The 17,526-nt window shown below is 63.1% G+C and carries 16 protein-coding genes, 1 tRNA gene and 1 riboswitch; of the genes, 4 read left to right on the top strand and 13 right to left on the bottom strand.

Features of this window, described 5'->3' with window-relative positions:
* Positions 1 to 22: 22 nt before the first annotated feature.
* Entirely contained in the window at positions 23 to 583 is a 561-nt protein-coding gene (locus GMO_RS01685; protein WP_008850514.1) for a hypothetical protein, read from the top strand.
* A gap of 25 nt (positions 584 to 608) precedes the next feature.
* On the opposite strand, the gene GMO_RS01680 is transcribed toward GMO_RS01685, so the two are convergent.
* Positions 609 to 682: transfer RNA gene (locus tag GMO_RS01680), tRNA-Gly, on the bottom strand.
* A 110-nt stretch (positions 683 to 792) separates the two neighbouring features.
* A riboswitch (SAM riboswitch) is annotated at positions 793 to 872 on the top strand.
* A 79-nt stretch (positions 873 to 951) separates the two neighbouring features.
* Between GMO_RS01680 and metZ the strand changes: the two genes are divergently transcribed.
* The 3 genes from metZ to GMO_RS01665 all read left to right on the top strand — a co-directional run bounded on the left by metZ (position 952) and on the right by GMO_RS01665 (position 3,902).
* The gene (metZ, locus tag GMO_RS01675) at positions 952 to 2,148 is read left to right on the top strand and encodes an O-succinylhomoserine sulfhydrylase (RefSeq protein WP_175282561.1); all 1,197 of its coding nucleotides are present in this window, start codon (positions 952 to 954) and stop codon (positions 2,146 to 2,148) included.
* 41 nt (positions 2,149 to 2,189) lie between these two features.
* Positions 2,190 to 2,663, top strand: a complete 474-nt coding sequence (apaG, locus tag GMO_RS01670; RefSeq protein ID WP_008850512.1) for a Co2+/Mg2+ efflux protein ApaG — start codon at positions 2,190 to 2,192, stop codon at positions 2,661 to 2,663.
* Positions 2,664 to 2,738: 75 nt separating this feature from the next.
* On the top strand, positions 2,739 to 3,902 hold the full coding sequence (locus GMO_RS01665) for a bifunctional 2-C-methyl-D-erythritol 4-phosphate cytidylyltransferase/2-C-methyl-D-erythritol 2,4-cyclodiphosphate synthase (protein WP_040507345.1): 1,164 nt from the start codon (positions 2,739 to 2,741) through the stop codon (positions 3,900 to 3,902).
* An 82-nt stretch (positions 3,903 to 3,984) separates the two neighbouring features.
* Here GMO_RS01665 and GMO_RS14820 read toward each other — a convergent pair whose 3' ends face one another.
* The 12 genes from GMO_RS14820 to GMO_RS01610 form a co-directional block, all read right to left on the bottom strand.
* Positions 3,985 to 4,113: a hypothetical protein gene (locus tag GMO_RS14820; protein ID WP_008850510.1), complete on the bottom strand. Its 129-nt coding sequence runs from the start codon at positions 4,111 to 4,113 to the stop codon at positions 3,985 to 3,987.
* Positions 4,114 to 4,259: 146 nt separating this feature from the next.
* A complete protein-coding gene (locus tag GMO_RS01660) occupies positions 4,260 to 4,940 on the bottom strand; it encodes an ATP12 family protein (RefSeq protein ID WP_008850509.1) in 681 nt (226 codons plus the stop codon).
* Positions 4,941 to 4,942: 2 nt separating this feature from the next.
* Entirely contained in the window at positions 4,943 to 7,498 is a 2,556-nt protein-coding gene (locus tag GMO_RS01655; RefSeq protein ID WP_008850508.1) for an AsmA family protein, read from the bottom strand.
* A complete protein-coding gene (locus tag GMO_RS01650) occupies positions 7,495 to 8,484 on the bottom strand; it encodes an RluA family pseudouridine synthase (RefSeq protein WP_008850507.1) in 990 nt (329 codons plus the stop codon). Before GMO_RS01650 ends, GMO_RS01655 begins: the two co-directional genes overlap by 4 nt.
* Positions 8,481 to 9,905 (bottom strand): replication-associated recombination protein A, encoded by a 1,425-nt coding sequence (locus GMO_RS01645; RefSeq protein WP_040507343.1) that lies wholly within the window; start codon positions 9,903 to 9,905, stop codon positions 8,481 to 8,483. The genes GMO_RS01650 and GMO_RS01645 overlap by 4 nt, the downstream gene beginning before the upstream one ends.
* Before the next feature lie 77 nt (positions 9,906 to 9,982).
* Entirely contained in the window at positions 9,983 to 13,219 is a 3,237-nt protein-coding gene (locus GMO_RS01640; RefSeq protein ID WP_008850505.1) for a YhdP family protein, read from the bottom strand.
* Between the two features lie 60 nt (positions 13,220 to 13,279).
* Positions 13,280 to 13,765 carry a thioredoxin-dependent thiol peroxidase gene (bcp, locus tag GMO_RS01635; protein WP_040507342.1) on the bottom strand — a complete coding sequence of 162 codons (486 nt, stop codon included), beginning with the start codon at positions 13,763 to 13,765 and terminating at the stop codon, positions 13,280 to 13,282.
* Between the two features lie 57 nt (positions 13,766 to 13,822).
* The gene (locus GMO_RS01630) at positions 13,823 to 14,266 is read right to left on the bottom strand and encodes a hypothetical protein (RefSeq protein ID WP_008850503.1); all 444 of its coding nucleotides are present in this window, start codon (positions 14,264 to 14,266) and stop codon (positions 13,823 to 13,825) included.
* Positions 14,267 to 14,323: 57 nt separating this feature from the next.
* Entirely contained in the window at positions 14,324 to 14,911 is a 588-nt protein-coding gene (locus tag GMO_RS01625; protein ID WP_008850502.1) for a hypothetical protein, read from the bottom strand.
* Positions 14,908 to 15,744, bottom strand: a complete 837-nt coding sequence (locus tag GMO_RS01620) for a hypothetical protein (RefSeq protein ID WP_008850501.1) — start codon at positions 15,742 to 15,744, stop codon at positions 14,908 to 14,910. Before GMO_RS01620 ends, GMO_RS01625 begins: the two co-directional genes overlap by 4 nt.
* A complete protein-coding gene (gene aat, locus GMO_RS01615) occupies positions 15,741 to 16,403 on the bottom strand; it encodes a leucyl/phenylalanyl-tRNA--protein transferase (protein ID WP_008850500.1) in 663 nt (220 codons plus the stop codon). The genes GMO_RS01620 and aat overlap by 4 nt, the downstream gene beginning before the upstream one ends.
* 179 nt (positions 16,404 to 16,582) lie before the next feature.
* On the bottom strand, positions 16,583 to 17,422 hold the full coding sequence (locus tag GMO_RS01610; RefSeq protein ID WP_040507341.1) for an EcsC family protein: 840 nt from the start codon (positions 17,420 to 17,422) through the stop codon (positions 16,583 to 16,585).
* Positions 17,423 to 17,526 lie beyond the last annotated feature (104 nt).

Genomic DNA, 17,526 nt, shown 5'->3' with positions numbered 1-17,526 from the left:
ATTTCGTGTTAAGACAGGCATTATGTCGATCCAGCAGATTCTTTCCCGCCCGATGGCGGTTCTGGCCCTGGCCCTCCTCGTTCCGGCCGTGATGTCCGGCACGTTGACTGCAGCCACGACGGGACACACCCGTCATTCCACCCGCCATGGTCGTGCCACTGCGGCAGCCCCCGGACCTGCTCCCGTCATCCTGACGGCGAATCCGGGTACAAAACTGGATGCAGACGCCCGCAAACTGAATGCCGATGACCTTCAGGACGCCGCGAAGCATCACGATCAGCCCGTGGTCCTGACCGGATCGGCTCCCCTGTCGTCGGGCAAGAATGACGAGGCCCTGTTCGTTCAGCTTCAGTCTGCCCGCCTGTGCGGTTCAGCCGGATGCACGACCTCCGTTTATCTCAAGCATAACAACAGCTGGACGACGGTTCTGGATTCGATCAACGGCGATATTTCCGTGCTGCCAACGCGCCACAAGGGCATGCACGATCTTCTTGTCGGGAAGAATGACCGCTGGATCTGGGATGGAAACCAGTACCAGGACACGATGAGCGCACCGCCCATGCCGAAGCTGAACAGCAACTGATCGTTTCACGTTTTCAGGATAATTCTGGAGCGGGCGAGGGGAATCGAACCCCCGTATGCAGCTTGGGAAGCTGCCGTTCTACCATTGAACTACGCCCGCAGCTCTAATCCCTATATCCCCCTCTTCCCCGTTCCGCAATCCACCTGTCGCGGGGAGTTGACGCAAAAGACATCTTCAGCCCATAGTCTTGCCCGTCAGCCATCTCCCGGTGTCCTGACCCTCGTGATTTGAGCGGCCGGCTTGCGGCGAGGCTAAAGAACTGCGCTAAAGAGGCCCTGTGGCATTTTTTCAACAATTCCCAGGACTTCCACGGCCCGCCACATGCTTTCCGCTCCAAAACGGGCGGAAACCTTATGGAGGGACTGCCAATGTCTTCAGAAAACTGGCGCACAGCCACCCATCTCCTGCACGACGCACCGAACCGCACCGAATTCGGAGAAACGTCCGAAGCCCTCTTCCTGACCTCGGGCTTCGTTTACGACAGTGCGGAACAGGCCGCTGCCACCTTCACGGGCGATGTCGAACATTTCCAGTATTCCCGTTTCGGCAATCCCACCGTCGACACCCTCCAGGAACGTCTTGCCCTGCTTGAAGGCGCCGAAGCCTGCGTCGCCACGGCCACCGGCATGGGAGCGGTCTCTTCGGCCCTGCTCGCCCACGTCAGCGCCGGCGAGCGCGTCGTCGCGTCGCGTGCCCTCTTCGGCTCCTGTTACTGGATCGTCACCGCCCTACTGCCGCGCTACGGCATCGAGACGGAACTGGTGGACGGTGATGATTACGAAGGCTGGAAAAAGGCACTCTCCCGCCCCGCCGCGGCCGTTCTGATCGAGAGCCCGTCCAATCCCATGCTGGACGTGCTCGACATCGCACGCATCGCGGACCTGGCCCACAAGGCAGGCGCCCTTCTGATGGTGGACAACGTGTTCGCTTCTCCCATCGGACAGTCCCCCCTCAAGCTGGGTGCGGATGTCGTCCTGTATTCCTGCACGAAGCACATCGACGGACAGGGCCGCGTGCTGGGTGGCGCGGTTCTGGGCCGCAAAAAGTGGATCACGGAAACGCTCCAGCCCTTTACCCGTAACACGGGGAACGCACTCTCTCCTTTCAATGCCTGGGTTCTGCTGAAAGGGCTCGAAACCCTTCAACTCCGTGTGGAAGCCATGGCCCGCAACGCGGCAGCCGTCGCCGACGCACTGGCCGAACTGCCGGGCGTCCTGAAGGTCCGTTATCCGGGTCGGGCGGATCACCCCCAGCATGAACTGGCCAAAAAGCAGATGAGCAACGGCGGCTCCCTGATCGCTTTTGAAGTGGTCAACGGCCGGGCAGGCGCTTTCGCCTGTCTGAACGCTTTCAGCCTCATCGCCATTTCCAATAATCTCGGCGATGCCCGCAGCCTTGCCACCCATCCCGCTACGACCACCCATATGCGCGTCAGTGAAGAGGAGCGGGCGCGCCTGGGCATCACGGACGGCGTCATCCGCTTCTCCGTCGGTCTGGAAGACCCCGCCGACCTGATCGAAGACGTCACACGCGGGGCCAAAGCCGCACAGGCTGCAGCAGCATAAGTTTTTCTGACAAACGGACCGGATGGCTCTAGAATGGCGTCATGCCTGACAAGTCATCCACCCCCCATCTCCTCAGCGATCCCGAGACGGCACTGGCCGAAGCCATGGAAAATGCTCCCCGCTTCAGCCAGTGTACGGACGGCGTGACAGTCACGGTACGAACCTTCTGGCTGGACGACCAGTCGCAACCCGAAGACCACCGCTTCGCCTGGGCGTACCACATCAGCATCGAGAACGAACGCAGGGACACCTGCCAGCTCCTCTCCCGCAGCTGGGAAATCATTGACGGTTTCGGTCGCACGGAACACGTCCATGGCGATGGTGTCGTGGGCGAACAGCCCATTATCGCCTCGCAGGAACAGTTCGACTACACGTCCGGCGCCATGCTTTCCACGCCCAGTGGCTTCATGCGTGGCACCTATCATATGGTGGAGCCGGCATCCGGACACCGTTTCGATGTTCTTATTCCGGCATTCAGCCTAGATAGCCCCCATGCAGGCCTTCTCCTGCACTGAGCGCCGTCCACCACCGCCCCGCTCCAGACACACATCCTCTTGACGTCAGGGACGCCCCGGACCATTCCTGCGTCCATGCGTATCGCAGCCCTTCTTCTCGCCGCCGGTCGTGGCCGGCGTTTCGCCGCCTCGCCCACGGGTGATGGTTCCAGCAAGCAGTTCCGGATGCTGCGGGGCAAACCCGTCATTCGCCGTGCCGCGGAGGCGCTGCTGCCGCATGTGGATGTCCTTCTCCCGGTCGGGGATGACCCGCTCCTGATGGACAGTCTGGAAGGGCTGGACGTCCTGCCCCCCGTTCCCGGAGGCGCGGAACGCCATGACAGCGTCCGGAACGGCTTGGAAGCCCTCGCGGCCCTGCCCGAACCGCCCGATCTCGTTCTGGTCCATGATGGTGCACGGCCCTGCGTCCCGGCAGAGGTGGTACAGAACGTCATCGGCGCACTGGACACCCATGAAGGCGTCATTCCCGCCATTGCCGTGATCGACACGATCAAGAAAGCGAAAGATGGCATCATCACCGGCACCGTCCCGCGTGATGGCCTGTGGCGCGCCCAGACCCCGCAGGGCTTCCGTTTCGGAACCCTGCTCGAACTTCACCGCACCCATCGCGATGCCCGCACCGACGACGCCGCCCTGCTGGAACAGGGCGGACATCCGGTCGCCATCGTCGAAGGATCGGAAGACAATATCAAGCTGACTGTTGCGGAGGACCTGATGCGTCTCGAAGGTGTACTTGACCGGAACCTGCTGCCCCGCGTCGGGCTGGGCTATGACGTCCATGCCTTCGAGGAAGGCCGCAAGCTGATCCTCTGCGGTATCGAGGTTCCCCATACGAAAGGCCTCGCCGGCCATTCGGACGCCGATGTCGGCATCCATACGCTCTGTGATGCCATTTACGGCGCGCTGGCGGAAGGCGACATCGGCCGTCACTTCCCGCCTTCTGACAATGAGTGGAAGGACATGGATTCGGCCCGTTTCCTCATACATGCCGGTGAACGCATCCGTGAACGCGGCGGCTTTCTGGTCAATGCGGATGTCACGCTGATCTGTGAACGCCCGAAAATCGGCCCCCATTCTAAGGCCATGCGCAACCGTCTGGCCGAACTGCTGAAGGTCAGTGTCAGCCGGATCTCGGTCAAGGCCACGACGTCCGAGCGGCTTGGCTTCACGGGGCGGGAGGAAGGCATTGCCGCGACCGCCACCGTCAGCATCATGGTGCCTGACACCGGCGAAGCCTGATCGGCCACCCTCCCGTCAAAAAGCCCGGCTTTCCCTCAGGGAGCCGGGCTTTTTTCATGTCAGAAAGAGAAAACCGTTTTCATCAGCCGTGAATGGCACAGAACACCACGATCAGTGGCGTTGCAGCGAGCAGGAACCAAGCTCCCATGGAGCAGGTTTCGACAAGACGCGTCCCCATGTGACGCAGAGGCCGGTAAGCGGATACGGACATATGGATCCTCGAATCTGACGTTTCAGACAGGACGAGAGATGTACCGGTTCCGTGGCTCTGGGCGAGTCACCAATCGTCTCGTTCTGTCACATCCGAGCCGATCTGATGAGCCTCGAATATGGCAACATCATGCCTCTTTCGGGACTTTATTTCTGCTGTCCGAACGCCAGAAACTGCAATCCTTCCCGGACATCGGTCACACGGTTCGTCATCGTCCGGATCAGTTCATCATCCCGTCCCCAGACAGTCAGCTGTTTTTCCTCGTCCGCATTGGCCAGACTCACGGCATCCCCCTCGCTGACCACACCCGCCACAAGGGCGAGAGCCAGAAGAAGGCTTCCCAATGCAGGCGCCAGAACACCCAGCGCGGCCAGCCCCACATCGTCCTGCCGGGCCAGCAGTTGCCTCAATCCCGCCATATAGAACCCGGATTGCGCAACAGGCATGAGACCATCCGTTACATTCGGAAAAATTTCTTTTCCCTTCAGCCAGTCAAACACCCTGTCCGTCACCGGCGATGACGCCGTGCGGTAACACAGGCCATCATCCACACCCAGCTCCAGCAGGGCCTGACGCGCGGCGGCGGGATCGGGACTGATCCGCTCCACCATTGTCCCGGCAATGCGGGTCAGAGGCAGGGAATCCGGCGTGAAGGACGCGCCTTCGGCAATGCGCCCCCATTCGGCGGCGATGCCCTGCGCCAGCGCGCGCGTCGGCACCGACAGGACATGTCCCTGAGGCAGACGGATTGGCCGACCATCCAGAACAGGCTGGAACCGGCCATCCGCCTCTTCGACGGAGACCGTTTTCCAGAAGCGCTTGTGCACGCTCAATGCAGGACCCCCAGCGCCCGGAGAATATCGCCCGCCCGTGAGCGATGCTCGGTCAGGGCAGCCGGCGCCGGGCCGTCCTGGCCTTCACGCGCGGCCGCCAGAGCCATCGGGCATGGATCAGCGGCGTTCTGACCGCCGATCGTCAGCTGGAAATGCCCGTCGGCTGTACGGTCCTGCTGGGCCTCCGGAGCGGAAATCGTTCCGCGGAGCAGCATGGGCGTCGAAGCATCGGCCCCGGCGAAATCGATCGCCGGAAGCATGTGCAGGTTCAGCTGCTGTGTGCCCAGATTGACGGAGCCGCGCCCGGTCGTGCTGAAGCGGCCGGACTGAAGCCCCAGCGTATCGATCAGCGCCGTGTCATCAGCAAACGTCATGTGAACACCGATGCAGCGCAGCTTGCGCACGCCATCCCCGAACAGAGATCCTGCCTTCGGTCCGGCAATCCGTCCCAGAAGGCGGCTGTCCACATCGCCATCAACCATCGACAGTCCCAGATGACCCGACAGGGACCTGCGCAGGTCTTCGGGCGTCTCCCCCGAGCCGGAAAGCTGACCCACGACTTCCACCGGACCACGCAGGGCAACGGGGAAGCCAAGCTGGCTGGCCAGAAGCCCTGCCGGCACCACGACCGGCTGGAACGTCAGCGATGCCGTCACGGGAAGCTGGCTGGCATTCAGATCCACCTGTCCGGACAGCGGCGAGACCAGTCCCTGCCCCGCAATCGGGTCAATACGCAGATGACCGCCCGAGAGCGTCAGATGCGCATTCAGATTGCTGTAGTTCCGTCCGGCAAGAATGACCTGATCCGCCTCGAGACGGACGTTCATATCCTGCCGCCGCAGACGCCGCACCCAGCCCGGAAGGGCCGGAGCGGCAGCGGCCTGCGTGTCCGGAGCAGAGGCGACAGGCGCATCATTCGTGACAGGAGCAGGCGTGGAAACCGCTTTCTGCACCTCACCCGCCGCACCCGGCAACGCAACAGGCGAAGACGGGGCGGATGCCGCAGACGTATCCGGCCGGGTCCAGAGGTTTTGCAACGCGTCCAGATCCAGCTTACCGAAATGGAAATGCCCGGTCGCCAATGGCGGGACATTCTCACCCATGACGAGAGTCATGCCGCCATCCAGGCTGGCTTCTTGACTGCTGAACGCCAGACCGTCCAGCGACAGGTTTTCAAGCCGCGTGCTGTCCAGCGTGCCACCCAGCCCGACATCATGCAGCACGACCTTCGGCAGATGAAGCAGCGGAGCGCTGCCCTTCACGTCAAGATGACTGTTCTGCGCGCCCACACTGCCCGTCAGGGTCAGATGGGCATCATCCTCGCCATTGATCGGCGGATGCGCACCGGCCGGGCTGAAAGCGGAGGAGAAGGAGAGCGACTGGTTCCGCAGTTCGACCTGCACGGGAACCGCTGTCTGAAGATGATCCTGCCAGGCCGAGACCGCCTGCACCAGCGTTCCGAAACGGCCCTGCATCTGCCATGCGGTGTTCTTCCATTCCACATCCGCGCTGGCCGTCAGAGGCGCCGTTGGCGCATCCGCATCCACATGGACATTTTCAAGCACTGTATGACGCAGCGGTACGCCACCGGCATGGACATGAATGCGCGTCGGGGAAAGGCCGGCCTGCGCCTGCTTCAGAAGCTGCGGCAGGGCCCGGACGGAGAACGGAACCGCCCCGACATCCCCTTCGACATCCACCTGACCGCCGAGACCCGGCATGTCGGGCAGGCCGGCGTGCGGAAAGAGACGATGCATGTCCTGAAGGTTCGACCATTCACCTTGAACCGTCACATACACGCCCTGAAGGTCTTTCGGATTGCGGATATGACCTTCGATATTCATCCAGTCACGCTTGGGCGCGTCGCCAAAGGTCGTACCAAGGCTGAAGGCCCAGGGCTGATCCGCGCTGTGAAGTTGTGCCAGTCCGCCGAAATGTCCCTGCACGGAGAAAGGTGTGCCCGCATGGTTGCCCAGCAGGTTGATCCACGGGCTGGGGCTGCGCAGACCAGCCAGATCCAGCGAGGAAATGCGGAAGGCCCCATGGGCGTCCCCGGGAACGTCATCCCAGTGCAGGGTCGTGTTGGTCACATGCAGCGCATCGAGCGAAAGGTCCCAGTGCGCATGAACGCGGTCCCCGTGCGCAGGGGCCGCATAACCGCTCTCGTCAGCCCTGTCAGGCGTGATGGACCAGCTCGCGCGTCCCTGCGCGTCCCGGTCAAGCGAGACCGCGGCATCATCGATCGTGAAATCCTGGAAGCGGACCTCGCGATGCAGGAGTGGCAGGAGGGAAACTCCGGCATGGATCGCGCCCGCCTTGAGAAGCGCCGGCTCTCCGGACCGTCCCAGCACCACGCCCGTCGCCTCGAAAGACGGCCAGGGCAGGAGCTGGATGGAGGATTGCCGCGCCTGCATCGACAGGCCGGTCTGATGTCTCAGGGCCTCGCTGATACGCGCGCGCATGGCGTCCTGATCAATAAGGACATGCGTTGCCACAGTCGCGCCCACAACAGCCACGATAACGACAATCAGTGCACCGGCCAGCTTCTTCATTTTACGCTACCTTTGCCTTTTACCCGTTTGGGCGCCGCCGTGTCCCCCGCCACGAAGCCGAGCGTCCGGAACGTCTCGCGCATGTGGGGCGGGGGCGGCGCCGTGACGATCAGACGTCCACCGGCGGGATGGGGTATATCAAGCTGGCGGGCATGGAGGTGCAGCCGGTCGATGAAACCGTCCGGATGCGCCGCCTTCCCGCCATAGCGCGGATCGCCAAGGATGGGTGTGCCGATGGACTCGCAATGAACCCTGAGCTGATGCGTGCGCCCTGTCAGGGGGGACAGCTTCAGCCATGAAAACTTCTTTCCGGCCGCATCGAGCGTCTCGTATTCGCTCTTGGCCGAGGCGGCGTCCTCTTCATCGCGGGACGCCGCGATCACGAGGGATGCACCGCCCGCGCCGATCTTGGCCAGCGGCTGGTCGATGATGCCGGAGGCCGGTGAAGGCCGCCCGACCACGACCGCCCAGTACGTCTTCTGGACATCACGCCCGCGAAAAGCGGCCGCCAGCTTCGCCGCCACACCGGGAGTGCGTGCGATCAGCAGGATGCCGGACGTATCACGGTCGATGCGATGCACCAACCGCGGACGGTCACCGCCTTCGACGCGCAGCCCGTCAAGCATCATGTCCACATGCTTGGTGATGCCGGGGCCGCCCTGCGTCGCAAGACCGGAGGGCTTGTCCAGAACCAGCAGATGCTCGTCCTGATAAATCACCATCTTCTCGATCTCACGCACCAGCGCGGGATCGGGCGGCGGAGGCGGCGCAGGGCGGCTGACATCGGGCAGCGGCGGCACGCGCACGGTCTGGCCCGGCGCGAGACGGGCACTGGTCTGCACCCGCCCCCCGTCCACGCGGACCTGCCCCGTGCGGCAGAGTTTCTGCAGCGCGCCCTGGGTGAGATTGGGATAATGACGTCTGAACCAGCGGTCGAGGCGCAGATCGGCCTCATCCTCGGTCACGATGCGGTTGGTGACTTTCATGGCTCGCGGGATGCCCTCTTGGCGGCCCGCATGTCCAGCAGTTTTCTGATCCGCCCCTCATGCCCGCGGTCCGTGGGCTGATAGAGTGTGGCGCGCGGCATCCCGTCGGGGAAATAGTTCTGACCCGAAAATCCCTCTTCCGTGTCGTGGTCGTATTCGTACCCCTTGCCGTAACCGATGTCCTTCATCAGGTTCGTCGGCGCGTTCAGGATATGGGATGGTGGCATGAGGCTGCCGGTATCACGCGCCAGCCGCCGCGCCGCCTTGTACGCGACATAGACAGCATTCGATTTCGGGGCCGTCGCCAGATGGACGACAAGCTGGGCCAAGGCCAGTTCCCCTTCCGGAGAACCCAGACGCTCATAGGTCTCCCACGCCGCAACCGCCAGCGGCAGAGCCGTCGGATCAGCCTGACCGACATCCTCCGCCGCAAAACGCGTCAGACGCCGGGCGATATAGCGCGGGTCTTCTCCACCCTCCAGCATCCGCGCAAACCAGTACAACCCTGCATCCGGGTCACTGCCGCGCAAGGATTTGTGCAGGGCGGAAATGAGATTGTAATGCTCCTCCCGGTCCCGGTCATACAGGATCGCCCGGCGCGAGAGGATCGCCGCCAGATCCTTTGACGTCAGAATCCTGCCCGGCTCCAGCACCACGAGCTGCTCGACCATGTTCAGCAGATACCGCCCGTCGCCATCCGCCATGGCGCGCAGACTCGCCCGTGCCTCCGGATCAAGCGGCAGCCTGTGTCCGATCAGCTGCTCCGCCCGCTCCAGCAGTTTTTCCAGACTGGCATCGTCCAGCCGGTTCAGCACCAGGACCTGACAGCGTGACAGAAGGGCCGCATTCAGCGCAAAGGATGGATTTTCCGTCGTCGCACCGACCAGAACGACCGTCCCCCGCTCCACATAAGGCAGGAAACTGTCCTGCTGGGCGCGGTTGAAACGGTGGATCTCATCCACGAAAAGCAGCGTGCCCTTCCCCGTCGCATCCTGACGGCGATCCGCTTCGTCAAACGCTTTCCGCAGATCGGACACACCGGAAAAAACAGCCGAGATCTGGGCAAAGTACAGATTGGCCCGCCCTGCGAGCAATCGCGCGATCGTCGTCTTGCCGCAGCCCGGCCCACCCCAGAGAATCAGACTCGACAGCGTCCCGCGTGCCAGCATCCGTGTGAGGGTGCCTTCCGGCCCCAGCAGATGATCCTGCCCCACAACCTCTTCCAGCGCCCGGGGACGCAGGCGGTCCGCCAGAGGCTGCGTGCGCGGCGGAGACCGGCGCGGCACATGCGGCGTCTCAATCTGACGGGACGAAGACGACGCGCGGCCATGACCGTTTCCGTCCCCCTGTCCATGCCGGGAGGCGGAGGACCGGTTTCCCGGCTCCGGCGTACTCCCGAACAGATCCGTCATGTCCGTCATTGCGGTCTCCTGATCCCGGCAGCAATCATATGACGCATCAGGCCGGTTTCCAAACCCGGGCCGTGACATCCGCTCCGTTACTGGAAAATTCGGCGCAGGACTCCCGGCAGCAGCATGGACAGCGGATTGATCTGGAGCTTCGGATTTTCCACCGTTCCATGCAGCCCGAACGTCACGGCCAGCAACCCGCCGCCCTTCTCGGGAGTGAGAAGTTTTCCCAGTCCGGGAAGTTGCCCCGGCAGGACATTAAGCCCGAAAAGCGGGATGATGGTTCCCCGCAGACGCAGGGCGGACGTATCGAGGTTGATCGGCCCCTCGACCGTGGCTCCAAGTGCCTGATTGCCGATCACCCCATCATGAAGAGTTAACAGGCGCCCCACCAGCGTCAGGCGCGTCGAAAGCCGGTCGATCTGAAAACGGTCCATATGGCTGTTGAGCCAGTGCAACGGCGAGAGATCGGATACCGCTGTCAGCCCCAGGGGCGGGCGGAGGAACTCGGACGGCCCCATCTCCACATGCCCTTCGAAGGGAGGCAGCCCTCCCCCAAGCCCCGAGAGCTTCGCATCCCGTCCCTGGGCTGTATGCGTTGCGTGAAGATCCGGCGTGAAGCGTCCATCCAGATGGGTCTGTCCCCCGCGGATGCGGTCATACAGTCCAAGCCCCAGAAGAAGTTGGCCCAGATTGTCGATATCCAGCACGAAAGGATGATCCCGCCCGGCATCCGCCAGAACGGCCCGGACCCGCGCCGGCCTGTCCAGCGAGAACCGCCCCGAACGCAGGATTCCCTTGCGGAGCTCCAGATGCGACACGACGTCCCCGACCTGTCCCTTCGGTCCGTAAAACACATGCGGGGCACGAAGATCGATGGTCCAGGAGTCTCCCATGGAAGACCGCTGGGAGGAGGAACGTTCCGGTGCGGGTGGCGGCTTCCGGATCGCGGGATGCGGCATGAACAGGGGTGCCAGATCGAGCGGGTTGGCATTGACGGACACCCCGATCGGGTCCGCCTCCCCTTTCGGCAATGTGATCTCCGCATCGCCCTGCGTCCGCCCGACACGGAAACCCTCCAGCACGATTCCCGCCAGCCCCCCGTGAAGGGTGACGCCGCGTCCCATGATCGAAAGATCCCGTCCCTGTGCCCGCAGACCGTCAATGGCCGTCATGACACCGTGGCGGAAGGCAATATGCGCCATGGCCTGCGCCGATTCGCCTGGAGCTTTTGTCCAGATAGGGACCGTGATCCCGGCCTTCGCCAGATCCAGCCCAAGACCGAGATCTGCCTGCGCATTGGCCTTCTGGAGGTAATGCGCATCCAGCACGGCATGTCCGGCAAACAGACCCGCCGGGCCGATCCGGGCCTGTGCCGCGGATTGCGGGTCCAGAAACGCCCGGACGTCGATCTTCTGGAGAACCCGGTCCTGCGCCCCACCGCTGAAATTCTCGTTCAGCCCGACATGTACCGGAATCCCGGCAAGCCTTCCGTCACCGGTCAGGTCAAGACCGTTCTCCGTCGCCGCCAGCGTCCCCTTCGCACCGTCCACCGGCCGTCCCATCAGAACATGCCCCAGATGGACACGGGCAAATCCGGCCTGTGCATGCACATGGATCTGTCCATCCGGAATATGCGCCGTCAGCGGCAGCGTCAGACGGACATGCGAGTCCACGTCACCGGCCGGATCGGTAAATGGCAGCGGATGCTTCGAGAGGAGATGCAGCCGTGGATGCGCCAGAACCGACATGAACGACGGCAGCGAGCCCTGAAGATGGGTGCGGATGTCCCCCGTCTGGTCCTTGGCGTAGAGCTGCCCGATACGGACTTCCCCATCGGGAATCCGGATCATCCCGCCCTTGCCGTCCGGCTGGCGGCCATGACCGAGGGCGATGACCAGCGTTTCAGGGCCATCAAAACGCAGATCCGCCTCCAGACCGGTCGCAGGCGCAATCGGCCGCAGCCAGTGAACGGTCATGTCATGACCGCTGACATGCCCCACCACCGAGACGGGTTTCAGATCATCGAGGCCGCTCCCGGTATGAAGATGGGCTTTCACCTCCATATCCCGCGCCGTTCCGGACGTGATATTCTTGGAAATCCAGCGCCGCCCGCCACGGATCAGGCTTTCCGGCCAGACACTCCCCAGCGTGGCGAAATCGAGACCATCCAGCCCTGCCTCGGCTTCCCCATCCAGCATCACGGGATGACGCAAATCATCCACCTTCGCCCAGGCCGAGGCATGCACCTGCGTCGCTGCGCCCCGGCTGTCCATAACCGTGAGCCGGGCAGATGGAACCTGCACGAGCGCCGGCCCCGACAGTCCCGCCCGCGCCATATTGACCTGCAACCGCACGGACCCGGCCTGAACATGCACCGGATCAGCCTTCTTCTGGGAGACCATCCCGTCGCCCAGCGCCATCTGGAGCGTGAGCATCTGCGGCAGTTCGTTCAGGCGGTGCGGCACCACGGTTGCCGTGGCAGACAGCGAAACGGGAACATTCCAGTCCCCCGCAAGCGGGTTAAACAGCCCCAGGTCGGACGGCCGGAACGGCGTACCCGTCACCTGCCACTGACCAACCTTTCCTACCTGCTCCCCCTTCAGGGAGAGAACAGTCTGAAAAGCATCGAGCGCGAGCGGAATCCGGCCTTCCCCGGTCCACATGTAGTCCCGCGAGAGAAGACCCTGACGCCTTCGCCGGGCATGAATTTCAACGGGGCCGATCCGTGCTGTTCGGTCGTGAGGCAGGCCCGACAGCGTGACCGTGACGTTATGGATGTCCAGTTCCGTCAGCCGGTCCAGCCAGACGGGCGTACCATTCTGGCCGCCGGTTTTCTGTTCGGGAAGATCGAACTCCACGTCGCCGTTCGGCATCCGCCGCAGAGAGAAATTCGCGTTCCGCAAACGCAGGCGGCGGGGCGCAATCGCCCCGCGCAGGAGCGCACCCAGCCAGAGAACCGTGTCCGCTTCTTCCGCGTAGGAAGCGACCGTATCATCATAACGCAGGGTGCGCAGGCCGTGCGCTTCCAGCATCAGCCCGGCCGATACGCCGTGGCTGCCTGGCCGCCACTGGATCTGCAACTGCTTCCACGTCACACGCCCTGCCGGATGACCGCGCCGCTGTCCTGCCGCGATGACCACGGGCTCAAAGAAACTCGACACACGGGTGACGTCCACGGGCCCCTGTGTCAGTTTCCACAGAAAAATGCTCCCCGCGCCCAGCATCAGGGCAACGGGCGCAGCCAGGGCGATCGCAACCCACCGGGCGATATGGAGATGTCGGGGGAAATGTGGTCCGGGTCTGTAGGTCTCAGGCACGCCCATAAACGTCAGCCGGCACGCAGCCGGCTTTTCTCCCTCTGGATGGGATCGGAAGGAAACCGATCAGGTACCCGTCGTCATGTCCTGAAAGGTGTTTGCGACCAGCTCGGCATGATCGGCCGGTTTCACCTTCCGCCAGACATGGCGGATGATACCATCTGCATCCACAAGGAACGAACTGCGCTCCATACCCATGGACGTGCGTCCGTACATGGTCTTCTCCACCCACGTTCCGTAAGCCTGCGCAACCGCATGGTCCTCATCGGAAGCCAGTGGGAATGTGAGATCATATTTGGAGGCAAAGCGCTCGATCTTCGCAACCGGATCAGGGCTGACACCGATGATGGTCAACCCCTCCGTGCTGAACGTCGGCAGCCTTTCCTGAAGGCCACAGGCCTGCGTGGTACAACCGGGCGTATCCGCGCGCGGATAGAAATACAGGAGGTAGGGCCTGCCGCTCAGCCCGGCACTGCTGACCGTTCCTCCCCCGGCAATGGGGAGGATGAACGCAGGGGCGCGGTCGCCCGGCTGAAGAGAAGAGGCTGTCATGAGATCCTGTCTGCCCGACCCGTCCTGCCCGATCAAGACAAACAGGACGGAAACCGTTCAGTATCCCGGATAGACGGCAACAGGCGGGGGCGGCGGAGGCCCATACGCCACACGCGGCTGTACATATGTGACAGGCGGCGGCGGTGCATAGACGACCTGCGGAGGCGGCGGCGGACCGTAAGGCTGCGCCAGCATGGCCCCACCGACTGCACCAACAGCAAGCCCGCCAAGGATGCCGCCAACAATGGCGCCGGTATGGTCATGATGGCCACCATGCCACCGATCACCATAGCCATAGGGACCCGGACGCGGACCACCCCGCCAATGGGCCTGCGCCTGCGGAACAACTGCCGTGCCAATCAGCAGAGGTACAGCCATCAGAACTGCACGGGTAATGTGATGCATGGCATTCTCCTGACTTTCACGGGCGGAAAAGAACCGGGTCTTCCCCGCCCTGTCTTCAGGATACTGCTCCGCGAAAATGGCTGAAAAAGGCAGCAATCATGGCACCTCCCGGACGAATTGTAACAGGAACGCCCCTGCCGGTTTCAGGCCTTTTCAGTGCGCCGCGTCGTTGCGCCGGTACCCCGGCGGCGGATCGAAAAGCGCGGCAGGCTGCTGGGCATGACTGACAGACAGAGCCTGAACGATCAGCCGCCCGCCATGGCTCGCCCGCAGCATCAACCCGTCATCCGTGTAACAGAAATCCGTCGGCTGCTTTTCCGTATCCGCACTTTCCCAGACCGTGCAGGGCAATCCGGCGACGGTGGACCCGCCCAGCTTCTTCCAGCTTCCAAGCGCCGGCGTCCCGGGCGCTGCAAAAGACGCCCCCGGCGCGGACATCACCGTTGCGGTATGCGCTGTACTGTCCAGAACCATCAGCTTGTGATTGCGATAATCGGTCAGCATGAACGTGGCCGAACCCTGCGGATCGATCCTCTGACGCCACAGGGCGGACGACCACCGCATCCGCTGGTGCATCTGCTGCCCGTTGGGGTCCGTCATGGCGTAATCGATGTCGGTATCATGCAGCGGTGTCACCAGCGGCGCCTGACCGGCCATGCTGGCCGGAGCATCCGCATGGGCGCTTCCTGAGGCAGCAGCCCCAAGGACTGCCAGAACAGCAAAAAGAACCGGCTTCATCATGGGCGTCTGTTTCCATTGCTCGGACCGCTGGGCGGCTGATCAGGCGTCGTCACGCTTCCATCCCCGGCAGAATCGTTGGGAACGGACGGCTCGGTCGTGTCCGGCTGAACCGGCATGGCGGCCTGCGCGCCGCTCCCCGTGTCCTCGCCTCCAGCGGGCGTGCTGGCTTCCGGGACAGGGCTGGGAGTCGCGCTTTCGGTTGGCTTCTTTTCATTGCCCGTCACATGCGAGGACGCATTCCGGGGTTTCAGTTCCTCGAAATCCGACGGCGGCTGAAACGTGTCGCTCGCCAGATCGTCATAATTGACAGAGACCGCCCGCAGAGACCCTTCGACCCCGTCGGCATCCACCCCGTTTTCCGCCAGGATAACACCATCATCCGTAACGCAGGCGGCGGCCTTGCCGTGGGATGTCTGAATATCCCAGCGCTGGCACGCCACACCGGCAACACGCTCCTGCCCCACTTTTTTATACTGCATCTCCAGATCCAGCATGAACGGCGAGTGCAGCCCGTGCTCGGGGCGCAGACGGGTGTAGATCTTCCGCGGCACCATCACGAGGGTCACGAGCTGGCCCGGACGGTCGAGAATGGTGATGCCATTGCCATCAGCCGAATCGATCCGCAACTGATCTCCCGATCCTGAAAAATAGACCTTCACATCGTTATGTCCAGGAGCCAGATGGCTGGACGGTGCAGTAAGCTGATAGACGACCGTGACATCCCGCTCCGGTGTCAGCCGGGGATGATCCGCCGCCACGGCCTGCGCGGCCACGCCGGCGGACAGCGCCGCCACCAGTAAGCTCAGCCGTTTCCGGCGGGAAGAGAAGGTCATGAGGGATCTCCCGGATGTGACCGCAAGGCCGAGATGACGTCGCGCAGACTGCCAAGACTGAAATCATCCGGCCATGTGGCCCGGACAGTCAGCGCCTGACTGAGCAGGGCACGATAGGTTTCAGCCGGAATGCCGATACCGCCCAGCCGGGTCAGATGTGGAGTCGTGTACTGCGTATCGAGAAGGCGATAACCGCCCCTGCGCAGACCCGCGACAAGATGAACCAGCGCCACCTTAGACACATCACGTTCCCGCGAAAACATGCTTTCCCCGAAAAATGCCGCCCCCAGCGACACACCATACAACCCGCCGACCAGCCGCTCCCCGTCCCAGACTTCCACAGAATGAGCATGGCCCTGGCGGTACAGTTCGCCATAGAGACGCCGGATCTCCTGACTGATCCACGTGCTTTCCCGCCCGGGAGCAGGTTCGGCGCAGGCCACCATCACCGCATCGAACGCCGTATCCGTCGTCACACTTACGCGCCCCGACAGCACGAACCGCATCAGCTTGCGCGGAACATGCATGCCGTCGAGCGGCAGGATTCCCCGTTCCTCAGGGTGATACCAGCGCAGTTCCGAGCTTTCCGCATCCGGCGCCATGGGGAAGATTCCCGCCGCATAGGCTTGGAGAAGAAGCTCGGGCGTTACTTCGGACATAAAACAGGACGTCTCACTTGCAGGAACTGGGGAGAAGGCGACGGAACGTCCCGACCGGCAGACATCTCCGGACATTTCCCGGCGGTACGGGTTCCGCGCCCCGGAAAATCATCATGCGCCCTCATGGGCAGTGTCGGAGGCGGTTCCAGCGAGCCGATTCCGACAGATTCGCGAAAAAATCAGGAAAACGATTCAGATGATGCCGAAGCCCCGCTGCGCAGATCCTCCGCCGCTTCCTTGACCGCCCTGCCATGGGTCCGTTCCAGACGCCGGATAGTGAAATGGGCCCGCGCCACGGCCCGGTAATGCGCCAGGAAGGCCGCATTCAGCGACGCACCGCACAGCGCACCCGCCACAGGGACCATCTGGAGCGCGAACTTGCGCGACAGGCCGATCCCGTAATGCGAGGCCACTTCCGCCACCAGCATCACGATCGGCCGCCCCCGGAGCAATGCGCGGGCCGAGAAAAACCCGAGCTCGCCTTCCTCCTCGTTCTGCCGGGCGGGAAAACCACGCAGCGCAAAGACTTCCAGACAGGCGCGGCGCGTATCCTCGTCCCGCAGATCCTCGCCCTCTTCACGGGCAATCTGCGCAATTTCGCGCATGATGGTCAGGGTCGTAAACCCGACATCCGGCGCAAGACCGAACACCCCGCCGAAACCGCCCAGCGCGCCCGAAATCGCCACGGCCGCCTGTCCAGCATTCTCACGCCAGACTTCACGGACGGCAGGTGTGTCGTTGTCGATTCCGAGAATGGCGACATTGAAGGCCCGCTCGATCGCCACTTCTGCCGCTCTCTGTAGCTTTTCCTGAACGACGGGAGCCATTCCCAGCCCCTGCATGCCGAGTCGTGCGGCCTGCCCGACAGCCCCGCCCATCAGATCCGCAAGACGGACAATCACGCCCCGCCCCTGCTCCACCCGTTCCAGAACGGACTGAAGCTGCGCAAGGGAATCGCTGTCCAGCGCCTTGAACGCGAATTCGCTGGTCGGAAGCTGCGGATCATTCGCTGCGGTCATGACGATCAAAACTCCTGTTCGTGAGACCCGAAACCGTTTACCGGATAGCAGGTTTCATAGATTAACATGAGGACGACGGCTTTCTGAGGCCACCGGTCTGGTGA

The organism is Gluconobacter morbifer G707 (assembly GCF_000234355.1).
Lineage (GTDB): Bacteria > Pseudomonadota > Alphaproteobacteria > Acetobacterales > Acetobacteraceae > Gluconobacter > Gluconobacter morbifer.
Note: the sequence above shows the minus strand (reverse complement) of the source record. Positions and strands in the feature narration are given on the sequence as shown.

Coding starts and splice junctions, on each gene's coding strand:
- GMO_RS01685 (WP_008850514.1), top strand. CDS start 23: ATGTCGATCCAGCAGATTCTTTCCCGCCCGATGGCGGTTCTGGCCCTG.
- metZ (WP_175282561.1), top strand. CDS start 952: ATGTCTTCAGAAAACTGGCGCACAGCCACCCATCTCCTGCACGACGCA.
- apaG (WP_008850512.1), top strand. CDS start 2,190: ATGCCTGACAAGTCATCCACCCCCCATCTCCTCAGCGATCCCGAGACG.
- GMO_RS01665 (WP_040507345.1), top strand. CDS start 2,739: ATGCGTATCGCAGCCCTTCTTCTCGCCGCCGGTCGTGGCCGGCGTTTC.
- GMO_RS14820 (WP_008850510.1), bottom strand. CDS start 4,113: ATGTCCGTATCCGCTTACCGGCCTCTGCGTCACATGGGGACGCGTCTT.
- GMO_RS01655 (WP_008850508.1), bottom strand. CDS start 7,498: ATGAAGAAGCTGGCCGGTGCACTGATTGTCGTTATCGTGGCTGTTGTG.
- GMO_RS01650 (WP_008850507.1), bottom strand. CDS start 8,484: ATGAAAGTCACCAACCGCATCGTGACCGAGGATGAGGCCGATCTGCGC.
- GMO_RS01645 (WP_040507343.1), bottom strand. CDS start 9,905: ATGACGGACATGACGGATCTGTTCGGGAGTACGCCGGAGCCGGGAAAC.
- GMO_RS01640 (WP_008850505.1), bottom strand. CDS start 13,219: ATGGGCGTGCCTGAGACCTACAGACCCGGACCACATTTCCCCCGACAT.
- bcp (WP_040507342.1), bottom strand. CDS start 13,765: ATGACAGCCTCTTCTCTTCAGCCGGGCGACCGCGCCCCTGCGTTCATC.
- GMO_RS01625 (WP_008850502.1), bottom strand. CDS start 14,911: ATGATGAAGCCGGTTCTTTTTGCTGTTCTGGCAGTCCTTGGGGCTGCT.
- GMO_RS01620 (WP_008850501.1), bottom strand. CDS start 15,744: ATGACCTTCTCTTCCCGCCGGAAACGGCTGAGCTTACTGGTGGCGGCG.
- aat (WP_008850500.1), bottom strand. CDS start 16,403: ATGTCCGAAGTAACGCCCGAGCTTCTTCTCCAAGCCTATGCGGCGGGA.
- GMO_RS01610 (WP_040507341.1), bottom strand. CDS start 17,422: ATGACCGCAGCGAATGATCCGCAGCTTCCGACCAGCGAATTCGCGTTC.